Genomic DNA, 17,985 nt, shown 5'->3' with positions numbered 1-17,985 from the left:
CCGGGGCGGCCATTTTTCATGGCGCGCGCCGGAGGCAACGCCCGCGCCAGCCGTCCACGCCGTCAGCCCACGCCGGTCGCCCACGCCGGTCGCCCACCCCGGCCGCCCGCAGCCGTCGCCCACTGCCGGTCGCCCGCTTCCGCTAGAATTGCGGCACGCGCGACCCCGTCGCCGCCCGATCCATCATCCGCATCGACGCAGTCCAAGCGACCGCCGGTGCGGCCCGCGCCCGAGCCGCGCGAGCGCCGCACACCGTTGCCGCGCCCGCCCGGGCGCGCCACCAACCGAATTCAGCTGGAGAAAGACCGTGTTTACCTGCAGAAACCAGAGCTGCGGCACGCAGTGGGAAACGTCCGACGTCGTCATCAAGGACGAAGGCCAGGGGCTGCTGTTCCGCTGCCCGCTGTGCGGCGCGCGCAACTATCTCGAACGCTTCGAAGCCGACGACGGCACGATCGTCTACGAGCAGATGGAAGGCCGTCCTTACCTCGGAGACCTGGAATGACCCAACCGACCGCAGCGCCCTTCAGCGCGCTGCCGCTGACGCCTGCCACGCTCGCCAACCTCGCGCAGCTCGGTTATGTCGACATGACGCCGATCCAGGCCGCGAGCCTGCCGATCGCACTGGCCGGCCAGGACCTGATCGCGCAGGCGAAGACGGGCAGCGGCAAGACCGCCGCGTTCTCGCTCGCGCTGCTGTCGCGCCTCGACGCGCGCCGCTTCGACGTGCAGGCGATGATCCTGTGCCCGACGCGCGAGCTCGCCGACCAGGTCGCGCAGGAAGTCCGCCGCCTCGCGCGCGCCGAGGAAAACGTGAAGGTGCTGACGCTGTGCGGCGGCACGCCGATGCGTCCGCAGGCGCAGAGCCTCGAGCACGGCGCGCACATCGTCGTCGGCACGCCGGGCCGCATCATGGATCACCTCGATCGCGGCAACCTGAAGCTCGACGCGCTGAACACGCTGGTGCTCGACGAAGCCGACCGGATGCTCGACATGGGCTTCTTCGACGACATCGCGAAGGTCGCGCGGATGTGCCCAGCGACGCGCCAGACGCTGCTGTTCTCCGCGACCTATCCGGACGGCATCGTGAAGCTGAGCCAGCAGTTCCTGCGCAATCCGAAGGAAGTGAAGCTCGAGGAGCGTCACGACAACAGCAAGATCCGCCAGCGCTTCTATGAAGTGACCGAGAACGAGCGGCTGCACGCGGTCGGCCAGTTGCTGAACCACTACCGGCCCGTGAGCACGATCGCGTTCTGCAACACCAAGCAGCAGTGCCGCGACCTGCTCGACGTGCTGCATGCGCAGGGCTTCCACGCGCTCGCGCTGCACGGCGAGCTCGACCAGCGCGAGCGCGACCAGGTGCTGATCCAGTTCGCGAACCGCAGCTGCTCGGTGCTGGTGGCGACCGACGTCGCCGCGCGCGGGCTCGACATCGCGCAGCTCGAAGCGGTGATCAACGTCGACGTGACACCCGACCCGGAAGTGCACGTGCACCGCATCGGCCGCACCGGCCGCGCCGATCAGGACGGCTGGGCGCTGAGCCTCGCGAGCATGGACGAGATGGGCCGCGTCGGCGCGATCGAGCAGGCGCAGAAGCGCGACGTCGAATGGCATCCGCTCGCCGAGCTGAAGCCGGCCGGCGACGACACGCTGCTGCCGCCGATGGAAACGCTGCAGATCCTCGGCGGACGCAAGGACAAGATCCGCCCGGGCGACGTGCTCGGCGCGCTGACCGGCGATGCAGGGTTCGACGGCAAGCAGATCGGCAAGATCAACGTGACCGAGTTCTCGACCTATGTCGCGATCGAACGCGGCGTCGCACACGACGCGCTGCGCAAGCTCAATGCTGGGAAGATCAAGGGCAAGCGGGTCAAGGTCCGGTTGATGGACGAAGAGTGACGGGGAGCGGCGCGGACGGTCTCACCGTTTCGCGCCGCCCTGTACTACCCGCACCTCATGCCAGTTCCGGATACCCGTGCGCAGCGGCTTTCCACGCAAACCGGGCAATCGTTTCATAGTCGTCCGGCAACAGCCGTTCGAATCCCTTCAGTCTCAGCACGCGCGAGCGTTCCGCATCGGCCGCGACCGCGCGATCGAGCGCGTCCCGCAACGCGGCCACCTGCGTTTCTTCCAGCGCCCGCGTGGCGATGAACGGCAACCCCGGCGCGGATGCCGTCGTGCCGATGATCCGGATCTCCTCCAGCAAGTCGGGCAGCGCATCGCGCACATACGCGAACGTCACGCAGTCGATCGCCGCGCAATCGGCATCGCCGGAAGCCAGCGCACGCAGCACGTTCAGGTGCGAGCCGAACGCCGTGACCGATCCGAAGAATCTTCCGTTATGCGCGTGCGGCGCAACCGCATGCCGTAACGCGTTCATTCCGCTGTGCGAATCCCCGCCGTTGAATGCGGCCCGCAGTCCGCGACAGGCGGCGAGCGTCGTCGCGCCGCCCGCATGCACGCGCGCCGACACGATCAGCACGCTGCGATAGCGCGCGCCATCGCAGCCTTCGGCATCGAACACGGGTGTCGCGATCAGATGCACCGTCTCGCGCAATCCGAGCATCCGATACGGATAGCCGCAGGTCTGCGACAGCAGCAGATCGTCGCGCCGCCACAGCGCGTGCAGGTCGTCGAACGGCTCGTCGGGCAGCGCGACGTGCGCCGGCCCGCCTGCGTTCTCGAACGCATCGAGCGCGTCGCGCAGCAGCGCGCGCCACAGCGCGGCGTGGCGCGGCGTCACGTTGTACATCGGGAGTGCTGCGATCCATTGGGTCATGCGCGCATTCTACGCATCGGCGCCGGCGCGGTGGAACCCGGTTCGATCGCACCCAAACGGGTACCGGACGCGCCACCGCGCCCTGAAAGCTTATCGACCACGCGACGATAAGCAAATGCGAATCGATTGGTTGGTCGTGCCGCGCCATCCCGGTAACGTCCCCATGCCTGCTCACGCATCGCTACCGCGCGAATGCCGGGCAAGCCGACCGTGATCTGCGAGACACCCGAGCATCCGGGCCGGCTCTGCGCCCCCCGTTCCATCCCGCTTCAGCACCATGGCCGAATACTTCGACGTCGACCACGCGCGCGCGATTGCCGCACTCGACGCGCGCTTCACCGCCCGCACCGAGTGGCCGACCTGGCTGCTGATCGCCGCGATCTACGGCGGCGGGCTCGCCGTGCTGCTGCTCGTGCGCGCGCAGCACCTGTCGCTCGCGGCCGCGACGCCGCCGCTGATCCTGCTCGGCGCGTGGCACCTGTCGCTGCAGCACGAGCTGCTGCACGGCCATCCGACACGTTCCGCGTTCGTGAACAAGCTGCTCGCTTATCCGCCGCTAACGGTCTGGTATCCATACACGCTGTATCGCGACACGCACCTCGACCATCATCGCGACGAAGACCTGACCGTGCCCGGCGTCGATCCCGAAACGAACTACGTATCGCGCGAACGCTGGGCGCGGCTGCCGCGCTGGCGTCGCGCGCTGACGGTCGCGCGCATGACCGTCGCCGGTCGGATCGTCGTCGGGCCGCCGCTCGCCATCGCTGCGATGTTCGCCGATGCGTTCGCCGCGTTCCGGCGCGGCGACTTCCGCTACTTGCCGATGTGGGCGACGCACGCTGCATGCGTGGCCGCGCTGCTCGCGTGGCTGCAATGGGCGATCGGCGTGCCGTGGTGGTATTACCTGCTCGCGGTCACGTGGCCTGCGCTATCGCTCGCGATGATCCGCTCGCTGTACGAACACCGCGTCGCGCGACATCCGAAGGCGCGCATCGCGATCAACGAAGCCGGCTTCGCGATGCGGCTGCTGTACCTGAACAACAACTACCATCTCGTCCATCACGATCTGCCGAAGCTGCCGTGGTACGACCTGCCGCGCGCGTACCGGATGCGGCGCGACGCGTATGCAGAGAAATGCGGCGGCTTCGTGATCCGCGGCGGATATCGCGAGCTGCTGGCGCGCCATGCGTGGACGCCGACCGATGCGCCCGTGCATCCGTTCGATCAGGGCACGGCGTCGCTGTCGACGGGTGGCGGGGTGAAGGTGGCGGTGGTCGACAAGGTTCTGCAGATCAGCACGTAACGTTCGACAAAGGTGCACTTTGTCGTGAAGCCGCCCGATTCGACGATGCAGGCGCAAGGCCGCACGCCATGCCGATCCGCTCGCGTCGGCGCGGATTTCTTACGAAATGCCGACAAGGCAGAGGCGCGTCGGCGAATTGCCAATCGCGTAGGCAATGCCCAGAATGGCGGGTCATCCGGGGTTCGCAAAACAAGCCATTCGCCCCGGCTCCGCCCGTGGCCGGGCACCCCACTTTCCGACGACGATGCAACCGAACACCCCGCCCGGCGCGATCCGCGCGATCGGCAACGACTGGTCCGTTTCCGCGATCACCGCGGGCTTTCTCGCGGTGCTGATTTCCTACGCGGGCCCGCTCGCGATCTTCTTCCAGGCTGCGCAGGCGGCTCACGCGTCCAATGCGATGGTGTCGTCGTGGGTCTGGGCGATCTCGATCGGCGCGGGCGTATCGGGCCTGTTCGCGAGCTGGAAGCTGAAGGTGCCGGTCATCACCGCGTGGTCGGCGCCCGGCACCGCGCTGCTCGTCGGACTGTTTCCGCAACTGACGCTCAACCAGGCCGTCGGCGCGTACATCACGGCCGCGCTGATCATCCTGCTGATCGGCGTCACCGGCTATTTCGACCGGCTCGTGCGCCACATTCCGCGCGGCATCGCGTGCGGGATGATGGCCGGCATCCTGCTGCCGTTCGGCACGCATGCGTTCGCCGCGGCATCCGAGCAGCCCGCGCTCGCGTTCGGGATGATCGCGGCCTACGTGATCTTCAAGCGCCTGCTGCCGCGCTACAGCATCGTGCTCGTGCTGCTCACCGGCGCCGCGCTCGCAACGCTGCTCGGCATGACGCATCTCGGCAACGTGTCGCCGAGCATCGCGCAGCCGATCTTCATCGCGCCCGAATGGACGCTCGGCACGACGCTCAGCCTCGCGCTGCCGCTCGTCGTCGTCAGCCTCACCGGCCAGTTCCTGCCGGGGATGACGATCCTGCGCGTGTCGGGATACCACACGCCCGCGCGCCCGATCATCACCGCGACCAGCGTGGTGTCGCTCGTCGTCGCATGCTTCGGCGGGATCACGATCGTCGTCGCGGCGATCACCGCGGCGCTCTGCACGGGCAAGGACGCGCACGAGGATCCGGACCGGCGATACATCGCCGGGCTCGCGAACGGCGCGTTCTACCTGATCGGCGGGCTCTTCGCGGGCACGATCGTCACGGTGTTCTTCGCGTTGCCGAAGGCGTTCGTCGCGATCCTCGCGGGGCTCGCGCTGATCGGTGCGATCGGCGCGAACGTGCACGGGATCTTCGAGGACGAGAACCACCGCGAAGCATCGGTGATCACGTTCCTCGCAACCGCATCGGGGATGACGTGGCTCGGGCTCGGATCCGCGTTCTGGGGGATCGTGATCGGATCGCTTTCGTATGCGATGCTGAACAAGGTGCGGCGGCAAGCGTGATGCACGTTGCGCCCGTCGTGCACACCGCTCGCCGCCGCGTCGATCACCGCGCGTGCTGGCGCACCAGTTGCGCGAGCGCGTCCACCAGCGTCGTGGTGCCGTAAAGCCGCTCCGACACACCCGCCTCGACGTCGATCTGCCCGGCGTTGTGCACGTCATACAGATCGACGATCAATTGTGCATGGCGTTCGCTGAGTCCCGCGCGCAGCAGCGTCGCATTCCACGTGTCGCGCGGCAGCTCGTGCGCGACGATCGCGCGGCCGGCCGCCGCGCCGAGCGTATCCGCGATCGCCGTCACGCTCACCCGCCGCGGCCCTTCGATGCTGACGATGCGAGGCCCGTTACCGCCTTCGGGCGCATCGAGCAGCAGCCGCGCCGCGACGACGCCCACATCGGGCGCCCAGACCGTCGGAAACACCTTGGCCACCGGATGATGAAAGCTCGGCAGCACACCAGTGCCGAGCGCGACCGGCAGGACCCGCATCCAGTTCTGCAGATGCTCGGCCGAACGCAGCAGCGTCAGCTGCGTCGGGATCGTCTTGAGCCGTTCCTCCAAGTGATGAAAGAGACGCGTGATACCCGTATTGCCGTCGAGCTCCGCGCCGTAGTCCGACAGCGCGAGCAGCGCCGGCGGCGGGTTCGCGGCGAGCGCGGCGGTCGCGACGTCGATCGTCCGCTCCATCGTCGCGGCCGGATCGGGGTCGGCGACGGGCACCGGGCACAGGATCTGCACGGCCCGCGCGCCGTCGATCGCCGACGCGATCGCGCTCGCGTCCGTCAGCGGCGCGATCGCCACGTCGCACCCGAGCTGCGCGAAGCGTTCACGATGGCGTGCGTCGCGCAGCACCGCGCGCACGGGATGGCCTGCGTTGCGCAAGGTTGTTACGGTCGACAGGCCGACGTTGCCTGATGCACCGAAGATCACGAACACGATCTGCTCCTGGGGGGATGATGGTGTGGTGATTGTCGGCATGCGCGGCCGTGACGGCGCGCACGGACGGATGATTCGGACAGGAAAGGATGAACGATTCAACTAGTGCCCGGCAACGTGCCGCACGGGCCATCAATCGCGAACTGGTACTGCTCTACTGGCAGACCGGCCGTGACAGCCGGTGGCGGCAGGCAGAGCAAGGTTATCGAGCGACTGGCGCACGCGCTCAAGACGGCCCTTCCGGGTATGAAGGGATCTTCCCGCGCCGACCTGATGTCCATGCGCTCATTCGCCGACGCCTGGCCGGACGCGGCAATCGTCCAACAAGCAGTTGGACAATTGCCCCGGGGCCATAACCTGGTGTCGCTGCTCGAATTGAAGCAGCCTGAGCAGCGCCTTGCCTGCGCTCAACGGCTTCGTTATGCCTGATTTCCGTCGCCGTCGAAAGCCAGCCGCAGCCCCCCACGCGCCCCCGATCGCGCGATCTCCGTCGGCGTCGCACCAAGCACGCGGTTCATCCAGTTCGCCATGTGGCTCTGGTGCGCGAACCCCGCTTCGAGCGCAATCTGGCTGATGCTGAGCCGGCCTTCGAGCAGCAGCGCCTTCGCACGCTCGACCCGGCGCCGCACGACGTACTGGTGCACAGGCATCCCGAGCGTTTCGCGGAACAGCACCTTGAAATGCGGCACGCTGATCGCGACGAGCGCCGCGAGTTCGGCAAGCGTCAGGCGTCGGTCGAGGTTCGCTTCGACATAATCGATCACGCGCGCTGCCGCCTTCGGTGCGAGCGTACGCCGGCGCTCGCGGAACGCCGGCTGGCTGTCGACCAGCCGCGTGACGAGCGCCGTGCACAGGCTTTCCGCATAAAGCGGATCCGACGCGTCTTCCGCTTCGAGTTCCGCGGCCATCGCCCACGCGATGTGCTGCAGGCGCGGGTCGCGCACTTGCAGCCGGCGGCGGATCTGCGCCTGCGACGGCTTCAGCTCCAGATGCTCGAAGGTCCGCCGCACGAACGTGTCGCTGAGCATGATGTGCAGGATCCGGCAGTCGGCGCTGTCGGTCCACTGGCCGGGCAGGCCGGCCGGAATCACGTCGACGTCGCCATGCGCCTGGATGCGCGACACGCGCTCGCCGTCGCACACGCAGTCCGCACGAACGGGGCCGCCGATATGCACGCCGATGCGGTGATGGTCGGCCGCCGGAATCCGGTACGTGCCGGCGCGAATGTCGAGCAGCGCCGCGCCGAAACCCCGCCAGCCGAGCCCGCGGCTGGAACGCAGGCTGACCGGCACGCCGTTGTCCGGCGGCGCGGCGAGAATCGGATCGCTCATGGCTTGGCTCCACCAGATCGTGTGTCGAACGCGCATTGTGACGCGTTTTCGGGCGGCGTGCCGGGCCTGCGGAGGCCGTATCCGGGCCGACAGAAAAAGATCATCCGTTTCTGCTCAAGCCGATCCTTACGTGAGCGCCGGCGGGCACCCCGCCGCTTACGATCGCCCCATCCGACACCTACGGAGCCCGTCATGCCCCATTACTGCCCGCAATGCGCGGCGTTCGTCGCCCGCTCGCCGTCCCGCGCCGCCGGCCTTCCGTCCCGCCCCGACGCTCGCAACGACCGGATCACCGTCGCCGCGTGGTGCCTGCGCATCGTCGGCTGGTATCGGCTCGAACGGCTGCTCGCGTCGATTCCCGACAGCAACGACGACTTCGGGCTCCTCTAATCGCCCGGCCGACGTCATCCACCTACTTGCGCCGCCGCTCGTGCGGCGCCGCCGTCGCGCCGTCGATCACCGGCGCGCCCTGCTTGATCAGGAAGTCGCGAAACAGCCCCGTCACCTGCGAGATCCGCCGGTCGGCGAGCGTGACGACATACCATTCGCGCTCGATCGGGTTGCCGGGGAACGGCAGCTGCCCGAGCAGTCCCGTGCGCAGTTCGAGCGCACACGCGTGCAACGACAGGAACGCGATGCCGAGCCCCGCTTCGGCCATCTGCTTGATCGCCTCGTTGCTCGACAATTCGGACCCCACATGGAAGCGGAAGCCGGCCGTCTTGAACAGGCTCTCGACGGTCGAGCGCGTGCCCGCGCCGCGTTCGCGCACAAGCAGGTGCGCGGATTCGAGATCCTTCAGCGCGACGCGCTTGCGCTGCATCAGCGGATGGCCGGGCGCCGCGACGAACACCATCGGATGCTTCGCGAACTCGACCGCGTGCGTGCGCAGCTCCTTCGGCGCGCTGCCCATCACCGCGAGATCGATTTCATGTGTCGCGAGCATACGGATGATGTCGTCGCGGTTGCCGACCTTGAAATACGTCTTCACATGCGGGCGCGTCGCGGTGAATTTGACGAGCAGCGGCGGGATCAGGTATTCGGCCGTCGTGATCGCGCCGATCCGCAGCGTGCCGCCGAGATCGCCCGTCAGCGCGGCCACTTCGTCGCCGGCCTCGCTCCACAGATGCAGGATCTCGCGCGCATAGCGCGACACGATCTCGCCGGCCGCGGTCAACTGCACGCCGCGCCCCACTCGCTGCAGCAACGCGGCGCCCACGGCCTCCTCGAGCAGGCGAACCTGCAGCGACACGGCCGGCTGCGTCAGGTTCAGCTCCTCGGCCGCGCGCGACACGCTGCCGAGCCGCGCAATCATGTCCAGCGCCTTCAGCTGCCGGAACGTCGCGGTCTTTCCTATAAGTGAATACATATGAGTCGCTTATAAACATTAAATTGTTCGAGTGGGTTCGAAACTATATCGTCGGTTCTTGAGCAATGTCATCCGAATCGTCATCAGCGGGAGCCCAACATGGACAACATCACGCCCAACCTTGCAACGGACCGCGCGCCGCGCATGCCGCGCATCGTGATCGTCGGCGGCGGCGCCGGCGGCCTGCAGCTCGCCACGCGTCTCGGCGATACGGTCGGACGGCGCGGGCAAGCCGAAGTCGTGCTCGTCGACCGCTACCCGACGCACTTCTGGAAGCCGCTGCTTCACGAAGCCGCGTCGGGCCATCGCGACCCGGCATCCCACACGATCGAATACGCGGCGCAGGCGAAGCGCCACGGCTTCCGCTTCGTGCAGGGCGCGCTGCAGCAGGTCGACCGCGCCGCACGCACGGCGACGATCGCCGCCGTGCAGGACGCGGACGGCACGGAAATCCTGCCGCAGCGCGAGCTCGGTTATGACGATCTCGTGCTGGCGGTCGGCAGCGTGACGAACTTCTTCAACGTGCCGGGCGCGGCACGCCATGCGCTGCCGCTCGAAAACCTCGATCAGGCCGAGGATTTCCGCCGCAAGTTTCTCGCAGCCTGCACGAAGGCGAATCATCAGGCCGAGCAGCATCCGGCGAAGCGCGCGGCGCCGATCTGCATCAACGTGATCGGTGCGGGCGCAACGGGCGTCGAGCTGGCCGCCGCGCTGCGGCACGCGATCCAGCAACTGACGACGTACCGCTTCAAGGCGCTGGTGTCCGCGCGCGACGTGCACATCCGGCTGATCGAAGGCGGTCCGCGCATCCTGCCGGCGCTCGACGCGCGGCTGTCCGCGAAGATGCATGCGCAGCTTCGCACGCTGAACGTCGACGTGCTGACCGATACACGCGTGGCGGAAGTGAGCGCCGATGCCGTGACGACCGCGACGGGCGAACGGCTCGCGAGCGACATCACGATCTGGGCGGCCGGCGTCGCGGGCCCCGCGATCCTGCGGGAGATCGGCGACATCGCGCTCAATCGCTCGAACCAGGTGATCGTGACCGACACGCTGCAGACGCCCGACGATCCGCACGTGTATGCGTTCGGCGATTGCGCCGCGTGCCCGTCCGCCGGTGCGAGCGGCTTCCTGCCGCCGCGCGCGCAGGTCGCGCACCAGCAGGCCGTGTATCTGGTCCACGCATTCGCGCGCCGCGTCGCCGGCAAGCCGGTGGCCGGCTTCACGTTCCGCGATGCGGGCACCGTCGTGTCGCTCGGGCACACCGGTGCCGTGTACCAGGCCGACCTCGGCGTGCGTTCGCGCTCGCTGATCGTCGACGGGCTCGCCGCGATCGGCCTGTACAAGTTCCTGTACCGCAAGCACCTGTTCAGCGTGTACGGCGTGAAGCGCGCGCTGTTCCAGTCGCTGAGCCACTGGCTGCAAAGCCGCAACCAGCCGTCGATCAAGCTGCACTGATCGACGGCCGACACGCAGCGTCGCAAGACGGCGTATCGGGCGCGCATCGCCCGATACGCCGTTTTTTTCACATGCATATGATCGGTGCATGCGCAACGTGCGCGAGTTTGGTGCATCACATTGAAAGCCGTCGATACGATGCATTGCGTAAAAAAACATTGCGCGATACGCATCCCGCGCCCACGCTGGCTCACAACCCGATTCATTAGTCGAATCGTATGAGTCTGATAAAAATATTAATTTGTCGCGTTTTCCGGATCGACGCTAAGGTGGGTGGCATTCCCGTCGGCGAACGGATCATCACGTTTCTGAAGAGGAATCACCGTGGTTATCGAAGCCATCGTCACACGTCTCGACGCTGCATTCGCGCAGATCGAAGCAACACCGGATTCGCACGAAGCGCGCCATCAGCGCGACGCGATCATCCAGTGGCTCGACCGTGCGTCGGAAGAAGGATATCGGCTCGGTCTCGTCACGACGCTGCCGGCCGCACGGCTCAGCGACATGTTCGAAGGCCAGTTCGGCCGCGCGAACCTCGACCGCTTCTCGGTCGTGGTCACGGACTCAAATCAGCAGGACTCCGGATCAAACCGGCATCCGTTCGACGTTGCGCTTCAAGCGCTCGGCGTGCCGCGCGAACGTGCAGTGGCGATTGCAAGCAGCGAACCGGAACGCCGCGAAGCCGAGCATTTCGGCCTGTCGCGCTGCGTGAACATCACCGATACGGTGCGCTCGATCGCATCGGCCGGCCTGCACTGAACGCCGGTACGCGGGCCGGCGGCGGCCGGCCAGCCTCGATCGGGCCGCATTCCGACGAATGCCCGACCGAATCCTGACATTCTGCTGTCAAAGTCGCTTGCAACACTTCCGGGCTTGACCCATCTCTCCCGGAGGCGGGACGACGCGATACCGCATCGTTCCGCCCGTTGCACGCCACGATGACACGCCCGACCCACACCGCCGCCCTCGCGATCGCCTGCCTGCTGCTTGCCGCCTGCGGCGGGGAAACCTCGACGCCGCCCGCCACGTCGGCCGACAACAGCGGCTCGACGCCCGCACCGCAACCGCAACCTCAGCCTACGCCGACACCAGCTCCCGCGACCTACTACCAGACGAAGACGCCGTACCGTCCGCAGCAGGACGCCGCGACGTACGAAGCGCCGCCTGCCGGCTACACACCCGTCTATGCCGAACTCGTCGCACGCCACGGCTCGCGCGGGCTGTCGGGCTTCAAGTACGACGGCGCAATCTACGCGATGCTGGTCAAGGCCGAGGCCGACGGTGCGCTGACCGCGCTCGGCGCGCAGCTCAAGGCCGATACGTACGCGATGATGAAAGCCAATGCACTGCTCGGTTACGGTGTGCCTGGCATCTCGACGCCCGGATACGGCAACCTCACGCAAACCGGCATCCGCGAGCATCAGCAGCTCGCCGCACGGCTCGCACAGCGGCTGCCCGCGCTGTTCTCGGCGAGCAACCGGCAGGTCGTCGTCGTCAACTCGGGCCAGGATCGCGCGGTCGACAGCTCGACATATTTCTCAGCGGCGCTCGTCGCCGCGCAGCCGGCGGTGGCCTCGGCGATCACGCTGCCGGCCGCACCGTCCGGCTATCCGGCGAACGCACCGGCCGCACAGCCGGCCGGCACCAACCGCTTCCTGCTGTATTTCCATTCGCTGAAGCCGGCCACCGATCTCGTGACCGATACGAGCGATCCGTACTACGCGACCTATCAGGCGAGCCAAACCTACCAGGCCTACGCGAACGACGCGACGGTGGCCGCGAAGCTGAAGGCAATCAAGGGCGCACCGCAGACGGCCGACGTCGCGCAAACGGTGCTGTCCGCGCTCGTGTCGCCGGCCTTCATCGCGAAGCTCGGCGCCGACGGCTACACGTTCGCGAACACGGGAACCTATGCGTTCACGTCGGCGGACGGCAAGTTCACCAACACGCTGAAGGGCGACGGCAAGACGAAGATCGCGACGGCCGTCGATGCGGTGAACGTGCTGTACAACCTGCTGCAGGTCGCGCCCGCGATGACGGCGGAAACCGGCGGCGTCACGATGGAGAAATACATCGGCGCGGAGCAGGCGCAGTATCTGGCCTACCTGCAGGATGCCGAGGACTACTATCAGAAGGGGCCCGGCATCCAGGAGGCGAACCCCGTCACGTACCGGATGGCGAAAGTGCTGCAGGACGACTTCTTCGGCGAAGTCGACGCGATCGCGCGCGGCGACCTGACCCGCGCCGCGAAGCTGCGCTTCACGCATGCGGAGATCGTGATTCCGTTCGCGTCGATCATGAACCTGAAGAACGTGTTCGTGCCGACGCCGCAGGCGCAGACCTACACGTATGCGAACAACCCGTGGCGCGGCGACCAGGTGTCGCCGATGGCCGCGAACATGCAGTGGGATGTCTATCGCAACGGGTCGCGGCTCATCGTGAAGATGCTGTACAACGAGCGCGAGACGGATTTCCAGGCTGCGTGCGACAGCGCGAAAATCGCGCCGGCGAGCCACTTCTATGACTACGCGGGATTGAAGCGGTGTTACGGGTATCAGTGACGTGACGCGCGGCGCGGATCACGCAAGCCGCGCGCCCGGATGCCTGCCGGCAGCTTGCGGCTCGAGCAGCAACACCTCGATCCGCTCCTTGCCCTTCCCGGTGTTCCTGCGTTTGAACGTCAGCAGGCCGATTTCGCCGGCCGACGCCGGATGCGTGTTGCCGCGTGCCGTCGTCGCAAACCATCAACCGCCGGGAGAATCCGCCACCGCAATGGCACAACCGGCAACCGGCGCGGGCGGATGAGCGGATGAGTCGCCATGGCATCAACGAACTCGCGCCCGCTCGCGCGGTCGAACCTGCATCGCCGGAGATTCCCATGAAACGCGTTGCCGCTTTCGCTGTCCTGACCCTGCTTGCCGCCGTCAGCTTGCCGGCAGCCGCCGGTGCACCGTCATCCGGCGCCGACGCGCCGGTTCCAGTTCAAGCGCATGCGAAAAATTGCGTCCCGTCGCGGGACGCCACGCATGACGCCCGCTCCCCGTCAAAGGCGCCGCCGATCCGCGTGTGCGTCGGCGATTCCGATACGCAACTGAACCTGCCATGGTTCCTGACCGATGTGCTCAACGCGGTCGACACGCACCAGTCGCCCGGCGACCTGCTTCACAAGATGCGCAACGATTTCTGAATCGCGGCCGGTGCGACGTATCGGCGCCACATCGATCATTCAACGGCAGACTGCTTCAGCACCTGCATGAACGTGCCCGCGATACCGGCCCACGCACCGGAGTCGGTAATGCGCTCCAGCAGCGACAGCAATTCCTGTCGTTCTCCTTTCGAAAGCAGTCCGTTTGCCCCGCTGATCGCGTCATAGCGCGGCGTGCCGCGCGACGCGAGTGCGCGATCGAGCCCGTAGTTGCAGATCTGTCCGTTCACTGAAATCTGGATCCACAGCGAGCCGCCGTCAGCCACCGCTGCGCCATCGATCACGATGACCGTCGGCACGGATTCTTCTTCCATCGCGAAACTCCAGCATGACGTGCAACCGGACCGTGCAGCGGCCGCCCGCGCACCAGCCGCGAATCGCCGAAAGCGGTACCTTGCAAAAATATTTCCTGTCGAGATGCAATCACAAAACTGCACCAATCGTTAAATAACAATATTTCGTAATCCAGCATCACACCTTATACTTGCCGCGCACCATCCTCGTGCCAAGAGAAGGTGTCTTTCATCCCGGCCGCACGACCCTGCGGCTGGGGTTTTTTTTGGTGTGCTACGCCTAAATACATGCGCAACATGCACATGTTATGAAAGCGAGCCTCCGGATGAATGGCCGATCGCGACGGTGCCGCCCATGACCGTCGCGACCGTTGAATCGATTGGCATCGCGATATCGGCGCGCGCGCCGTATTGCCGAACCAGGCATGACGCATGCTCGCCGTTTGCGCATCGACCGGTTCGACTTGCCTCTCCATGCGAACAACACCAAAGGCAACCGCGGGAATGTCGGCGCTCACGCCAGACTCGAAGCCAGTTTTCCAGCGCAGCGGTGCGTGGCCGCGGGTTGCCTTTTTCGTTGCGGTAATCGTTTGCGTACTCGTGCCCGGATTCGCGATGGTGCTCGCCGATCGCTATGCACGCGACGCCGTCACCGCGCATGAACGCGTCGTCGCGAACGACATCGTCGCATCGGTGGACCGCATCCTGGATGGCGTTCAGCAGCGACACGCGGACGAGCTGACCGCGCTCGTCGGGCGGCGATGCTCGACGATCTTCCGGACGCTGGCCGAAGTGGGCACTCGCCTGCGCTACCTGCGTGCCGTCGGGTTGGTGAACCACGGCCGCGTCACGTGTTCGTCGGCGCTCGGCGCGATCGACGTGCCGCTCGACGCGTACACGCGCGAGCCGGAGCCGGGATCGACGATCGTCACGCTGCTGCGCCAGACGCCGTTTCAGCACGGCATTCCAGTGCTGTCCGTGTTTCGCGCCACCGCGCGCGGCGCGGGCGTCCTCTACCTGATCGAGGGCGACTACGTGGCCGACGCGCTCGCGCACAGCGCCCGATTCGGCGCGGAAACCGCCACGCTGTCGATCGCGGGTTCGGGCCGTCTCGACGAGCACGGGAGGTTCACGCCGGAATCGGAGCCGGGCCCCGCAGGCGGCAGCGCGATCGCATCGCACCGCTGGCCTTTCGCGGTGTCGGTCGCCGCGTCGACGCAATACGCGTCGCAGGTTCAGCGCCGCTATTGGCTGATCTGCATGACGATCGCGCTGCTCGCGGATGGCCTCGTGATAGCCGCCTACCTGCTGGCGATGGCGCCGCGGCGGCTGCTGCTGAAGGCCGTTCGCCATGCGCTCAGGCGCAACGAGTTCCATGTCGTATACCAGCCGATCGTCGATGTCCGGACGTGCAGGACGGTCGGCGTCGAGGCATTGCTGCGCTGGCACCATCCGAAATGGGGGCCAATCAGTCCGGCCGTGTTCGTCCCGCAGGTGGAATCGAGCACGATCCTGCCGAAGGTGACCGAATTCGTGCTGCGCACGGCCGTGTCCGAATTGACCGCGCTGACGCCGTCCGTGCCGCTGCGCATCGCCGTGAACGTCTCGCCAAGGGATCTCGAACGCACGCGGTTCGTGTCCGTCGTCGACGAAGCAATCCGTTCGCTGCCGCCCGGCTTTACGCTGGTGCTCGAAGTCACCGAGCGCGTCCTGCTCGAAAAAAACGCACGGACCACCGCGATATTCCATGCACTCCGGTCGAAAGGCGTGAAGTTCGCGATCGACGATTTCGGCACCAATCACAGCAATCTCGACATGCTGTCGCGCTTTCCGTTCGACTACGTGAAGATCGATCGCCAGTTCATCGCCCGACTGAGCGATGGCGGCGCAGGGCTGATCGAGGGTATCGCCGCCGTCGCGCATTACTACGGCTTGAAGATCATCGCCGAAGGCGTGGAGACCGAAGCGCAGCATTGCGCGCTGGAGGCGATCGGAATTCAGTATGCGCAAGGCTACCTGTATCAGTGGCCGCAGCGGGCAGAGAACCTGAGGCGCGATTGCGCGTGGGTGTAGCGGCGTTGCCGCCGGGGTGTGCGGCCATCTCGCGCGCACCTCGAACGCTCAATCCCGCGCGACCGCCGCCGGCTCGATGTCGGCCGCTTCCGGGCGATGCCCGAGTCGTTCCGAAAGGGCTCGCCCGGCCCCCTTCAGCAGTGCGATGTAATGCGCCTTCGTATCCGCGCCGCAGCGCATCGTCGGAAACGAAATCGACAGCCCCGCGATCACGCGGCCGAAACGATCGAACACGGGCACGGCGAGACACATCAGGCCGTCCTCCTGTTCTTCGTTGTCCTCGCCGTAGCCCTGCTGCCGCACGTGCGGCAGGATGCTCATCACCGCGTCCGCCGACGACAGCGTCTTCGCGGTCGACTTCCTGAACTCGATGCCGGCCAGCACCGCGCGCGCGTCGTCGGGCGACATCCACGCGAGCAGCACCTTGCCGATCGCCGTGCTGTAGAGCGGATTGCGCCGGCCGATCCGCGACTGCATGCGAAGCCCGTATTCGGCGTCGATCTTGTGGATGTAGATGATCGCGTCCTCGTCGAACGCGCCGAGGTGCACGGCTTCGCGCGTCAGCTGCCCGATGCGGCGCATCTCGAGATCGGCCTCGCGCACGAGGTCCACGCTCTCCAGCGCCTTGCTGCCGAGCTCGAACAGCCGGATCGTCAGCCGGTAGCGGTCGGTCTCGCCTTCCTGCGCGACATAACCGAGCGTCTTGAGCGTCTGCAGGAAGCGATGGACCGTCGTCTTCGACATGCCGAGCTGCTGCGACAGCTCGCTGATGCCGATCTCGCGGCGATCGCCGAGCGCCGCGAGGATCGTGAAGACCTTCCCGACGGCCGCGACCGAATCGGCCTTCTCCGCGGTGCCGGCCGCCGACGGGTCGGCCTGCGGTGCCATGTTCGCCTGATCGCGCTTGCGCTGCCTGGGCGTTGCTGTCATGTCCGTGAACCCATGAGATGCGAAACGGGAGAGCATAACGCGTCCGCCACGCGATACGGTCAGCGCGCGAGCCACCCGCCGTCGACGGCAAGCGTGTGGCCGTGCACGTAGTCCGACGCACGCGATGCGAGGAACACGGCCGCGCCCGCGAGATCGTCGGGCACGCCCCAGCGGCCGGCCGGGATGCGGCCGAGGATTTCGTCGCTGCGCCGAGTGTCCTCGCGCAACTGCGCGGTGTTGTCGGTCTCCATGTAGCCGGGCGCGATCGCGTTCACGTTGATGCCGCGCGCCGCCCATTCGTTCGCGAGCAAGCGCGTGAGGCCGAGCACGCCACTCTTCGACGCCGTGTACGACGGTACACGAATGCCGCCCTGGAACGACAGCATCGACGCGATGTTCACGATCTTGCCGCCGCGCCCCTGCCGCACCATTTGCCGCCCAACCGCCTGCGACAGGAAGAACACGCTCTTCAGGTTCACGTCGACGACAGAATCCCAGTCGGCCTCGGTGAAGTCGAGCGCATCGCAGCGGCGGATCATGCCCGCGTTGTTGACGAGGATGTCGACGTGACCGAACGCATCGACCGCGCCGCCGACGATCCGCTCGACCGGCTCGAGCGTCGACAGGTCCGCGCGCACGTCGACGAAGCGCCGCCCGGCCGCGGCGACACGTGCCGACGTCGCATCCGGCGCCGAGCGGTTCGCGCCGACGATGTCGCAGCCGGCCGACGCGAGCGCGACAGCCATCGCCGCGCCGAGCCCCGTGTTGCAACCGGTGACGATCGCGACCTTGCCGGTCAGGTCGAACAAGGCAGCGAGCGCGGAACGCGCGTCGGCGGAAGGAAGATCGGGGTTGTCGCGTTTCATGGT

18 protein-coding genes are annotated in these 17,985 nt (G+C 66.9%); 11 read left to right on the top strand and 7 right to left on the bottom strand.

What is annotated here, in order from left to right:
- The first annotated feature begins 307 nt into the window (after positions 1-307).
- Together OEJ37_RS05955 and dbpA are read left to right on the top strand one after the other, a co-directional pair.
- The gene (locus tag OEJ37_RS05955) at positions 308-505 is read left to right on the top strand and encodes a hypothetical protein (RefSeq protein WP_072438116.1); all 198 of its coding nucleotides are present in this window, start codon (positions 308-310) and stop codon (positions 503-505) included.
- Positions 502-1,899: an ATP-dependent RNA helicase DbpA gene (dbpA, locus tag OEJ37_RS05950; RefSeq protein WP_175942688.1), complete on the top strand. Its 1,398-nt coding sequence runs from the start codon at positions 502-504 to the stop codon at positions 1,897-1,899. Before OEJ37_RS05955 ends, dbpA begins: the two co-directional genes overlap by 4 nt.
- 55 nt (positions 1,900-1,954) lie before the next feature.
- Here the strand turns inward: dbpA and OEJ37_RS05945 are convergent, their stop codons facing one another.
- The gene (locus OEJ37_RS05945) at positions 1,955-2,779 is read right to left on the bottom strand and encodes a phosphate/phosphite/phosphonate ABC transporter substrate-binding protein (protein WP_263343517.1); all 825 of its coding nucleotides are present in this window, start codon (positions 2,777-2,779) and stop codon (positions 1,955-1,957) included.
- Positions 2,780-3,056: 277 nt separating this feature from the next.
- On the opposite strand from OEJ37_RS05945, the gene OEJ37_RS05940 reads away from it, so the two are divergent.
- Together OEJ37_RS05940 and OEJ37_RS05935 are read left to right on the top strand one after the other, a co-directional pair.
- Complete coding sequence (locus OEJ37_RS05940; protein WP_263343516.1) at positions 3,057-4,082, top strand: fatty acid desaturase; 1,026 nt, start codon at positions 3,057-3,059, stop codon at positions 4,080-4,082.
- A gap of 244 nt (positions 4,083-4,326) precedes the next feature.
- A complete protein-coding gene (locus tag OEJ37_RS05935) occupies positions 4,327-5,529 on the top strand; it encodes a benzoate/H(+) symporter BenE family transporter (RefSeq protein ID WP_263343515.1) in 1,203 nt (400 codons plus the stop codon).
- Positions 5,530-5,572: 43 nt separating this feature from the next.
- Here the strand turns inward: OEJ37_RS05935 and OEJ37_RS05930 are convergent, their stop codons facing one another.
- The gene (locus OEJ37_RS05930) at positions 5,573-6,460 is read right to left on the bottom strand and encodes an NAD(P)H-binding protein (protein WP_263343514.1); all 888 of its coding nucleotides are present in this window, start codon (positions 6,458-6,460) and stop codon (positions 5,573-5,575) included.
- A gap of 105 nt (positions 6,461-6,565) precedes the next feature.
- Between OEJ37_RS05930 and OEJ37_RS05925 the strand changes: the two genes are divergently transcribed.
- Positions 6,566-6,889, top strand: a complete 324-nt coding sequence (locus OEJ37_RS05925) for a DUF1016 N-terminal domain-containing protein (RefSeq protein ID WP_317891518.1) — start codon at positions 6,566-6,568, stop codon at positions 6,887-6,889.
- On the opposite strand, the gene OEJ37_RS05920 is transcribed toward OEJ37_RS05925, so the two are convergent.
- Positions 6,880-7,791 (bottom strand): helix-turn-helix domain-containing protein, encoded by a 912-nt coding sequence (locus tag OEJ37_RS05920; protein ID WP_263343512.1) that lies wholly within the window; start codon positions 7,789-7,791, stop codon positions 6,880-6,882. The two genes, OEJ37_RS05925 and OEJ37_RS05920, sit on opposite strands and share 10 nt — an antisense overlap.
- 192 nt (positions 7,792-7,983) lie before the next feature.
- Between OEJ37_RS05920 and OEJ37_RS05915 the strand changes: the two genes are divergently transcribed.
- Positions 7,984-8,181, top strand: a complete 198-nt coding sequence (locus OEJ37_RS05915; RefSeq protein ID WP_263343510.1) for a hypothetical protein — start codon at positions 7,984-7,986, stop codon at positions 8,179-8,181.
- Positions 8,182-8,203: 22 nt separating this feature from the next.
- Here OEJ37_RS05915 and OEJ37_RS05910 read toward each other — a convergent pair whose 3' ends face one another.
- Positions 8,204-9,157, bottom strand: a complete 954-nt coding sequence (locus tag OEJ37_RS05910; RefSeq protein WP_174416798.1) for a LysR family transcriptional regulator — start codon at positions 9,155-9,157, stop codon at positions 8,204-8,206.
- Between the two features lie 99 nt (positions 9,158-9,256).
- On the opposite strand from OEJ37_RS05910, the gene OEJ37_RS05905 reads away from it, so the two are divergent.
- From OEJ37_RS05905 to OEJ37_RS05890, 4 genes are all read left to right on the top strand, one after another.
- Entirely contained in the window at positions 9,257-10,615 is a 1,359-nt protein-coding gene (locus tag OEJ37_RS05905) for an NAD(P)/FAD-dependent oxidoreductase (protein ID WP_263343509.1), read from the top strand.
- A gap of 324 nt (positions 10,616-10,939) precedes the next feature.
- Positions 10,940-11,374, top strand: a complete 435-nt coding sequence (locus OEJ37_RS05900) for a phosphatase (RefSeq protein WP_174416800.1) — start codon at positions 10,940-10,942, stop codon at positions 11,372-11,374.
- A gap of 179 nt (positions 11,375-11,553) precedes the next feature.
- On the top strand, positions 11,554-13,176 hold the full coding sequence (locus OEJ37_RS05895; protein ID WP_263343508.1) for a histidine-type phosphatase: 1,623 nt from the start codon (positions 11,554-11,556) through the stop codon (positions 13,174-13,176).
- Between the two features lie 317 nt (positions 13,177-13,493).
- Positions 13,494-13,802, top strand: coding sequence for a hypothetical protein (locus OEJ37_RS05890; RefSeq protein WP_174416966.1), 309 nt, complete (start codon positions 13,494-13,496; stop codon positions 13,800-13,802).
- A 35-nt stretch (positions 13,803-13,837) separates the two neighbouring features.
- On the opposite strand, the gene OEJ37_RS05885 is transcribed toward OEJ37_RS05890, so the two are convergent.
- Positions 13,838-14,134 (bottom strand): hypothetical protein, encoded by a 297-nt coding sequence (locus OEJ37_RS05885; RefSeq protein ID WP_263343506.1) that lies wholly within the window; start codon positions 14,132-14,134, stop codon positions 13,838-13,840.
- Positions 14,135-14,587: 453 nt separating this feature from the next.
- Between OEJ37_RS05885 and OEJ37_RS05880 the strand changes: the two genes are divergently transcribed.
- Positions 14,588-16,186, top strand: a complete 1,599-nt coding sequence (locus OEJ37_RS05880; protein ID WP_263343505.1) for an EAL domain-containing protein — start codon at positions 14,588-14,590, stop codon at positions 16,184-16,186.
- Positions 16,187-16,234: 48 nt separating this feature from the next.
- Here the strand turns inward: OEJ37_RS05880 and kdgR are convergent, their stop codons facing one another.
- The gene (kdgR, locus tag OEJ37_RS05875; RefSeq protein WP_263343503.1) at positions 16,235-17,116 is read right to left on the bottom strand and encodes a DNA-binding transcriptional regulator KdgR; all 882 of its coding nucleotides are present in this window, start codon (positions 17,114-17,116) and stop codon (positions 16,235-16,237) included.
- A 59-nt stretch (positions 17,117-17,175) separates the two neighbouring features.
- The gene (kduD, locus tag OEJ37_RS05870) at positions 17,176-17,982 is read right to left on the bottom strand and encodes a 2-dehydro-3-deoxy-D-gluconate 5-dehydrogenase KduD (RefSeq protein ID WP_174416805.1); all 807 of its coding nucleotides are present in this window, start codon (positions 17,980-17,982) and stop codon (positions 17,176-17,178) included.
- Between the last annotated feature and the right edge of the window lie 3 nt (positions 17,983-17,985).

The organism is Burkholderia sp. BKH01 (assembly GCF_025685725.1).
Classification (GTDB): Bacteria; Pseudomonadota; Gammaproteobacteria; order Burkholderiales; family Burkholderiaceae; genus Burkholderia; species Burkholderia pyrrocinia_C.
Note: the sequence above shows the minus strand (reverse complement) of the source record. Positions and strands in the feature narration are given on the sequence as shown.

What these genes read in the sequence shown, in the direction of transcription:
- dbpA (WP_175942688.1), top strand. Translation starts at nt 502, where the DNA reads ATGACCCAACCGACCGCAGCGCCCTTCAGCGCGCTGCCGCTGACGCCT.
- OEJ37_RS05945 (WP_263343517.1), bottom strand. Translation starts at nt 2,779, where the DNA reads ATGACCCAATGGATCGCAGCACTCCCGATGTACAACGTGACGCCGCGC.
- OEJ37_RS05940 (WP_263343516.1), top strand. Translation starts at nt 3,057, where the DNA reads ATGGCCGAATACTTCGACGTCGACCACGCGCGCGCGATTGCCGCACTC.
- OEJ37_RS05935 (WP_263343515.1), top strand. Translation starts at nt 4,327, where the DNA reads ATGCAACCGAACACCCCGCCCGGCGCGATCCGCGCGATCGGCAACGAC.
- OEJ37_RS05920 (WP_263343512.1), bottom strand. Translation starts at nt 7,791, where the DNA reads ATGAGCGATCCGATTCTCGCCGCGCCGCCGGACAACGGCGTGCCGGTC.
- OEJ37_RS05915 (WP_263343510.1), top strand. Translation starts at nt 7,984, where the DNA reads ATGCCCCATTACTGCCCGCAATGCGCGGCGTTCGTCGCCCGCTCGCCG.
- OEJ37_RS05910 (WP_174416798.1), bottom strand. Translation starts at nt 9,157, where the DNA reads ATGTATTCACTTATAGGAAAGACCGCGACGTTCCGGCAGCTGAAGGCG.
- OEJ37_RS05905 (WP_263343509.1), top strand. Translation starts at nt 9,257, where the DNA reads ATGGACAACATCACGCCCAACCTTGCAACGGACCGCGCGCCGCGCATG.
- OEJ37_RS05895 (WP_263343508.1), top strand. Translation starts at nt 11,554, where the DNA reads ATGACACGCCCGACCCACACCGCCGCCCTCGCGATCGCCTGCCTGCTG.
- OEJ37_RS05890 (WP_174416966.1), top strand. Translation starts at nt 13,494, where the DNA reads ATGAAACGCGTTGCCGCTTTCGCTGTCCTGACCCTGCTTGCCGCCGTC.
- OEJ37_RS05885 (WP_263343506.1), bottom strand. Translation starts at nt 14,134, where the DNA reads ATGGAAGAAGAATCCGTGCCGACGGTCATCGTGATCGATGGCGCAGCG.
- OEJ37_RS05880 (WP_263343505.1), top strand. Translation starts at nt 14,588, where the DNA reads ATGCGAACAACACCAAAGGCAACCGCGGGAATGTCGGCGCTCACGCCA.
- kdgR (WP_263343503.1), bottom strand. Translation starts at nt 17,116, where the DNA reads ATGACAGCAACGCCCAGGCAGCGCAAGCGCGATCAGGCGAACATGGCA.
- kduD (WP_174416805.1), bottom strand. Translation starts at nt 17,982, where the DNA reads ATGAAACGCGACAACCCCGATCTTCCTTCCGCCGACGCGCGTTCCGCG.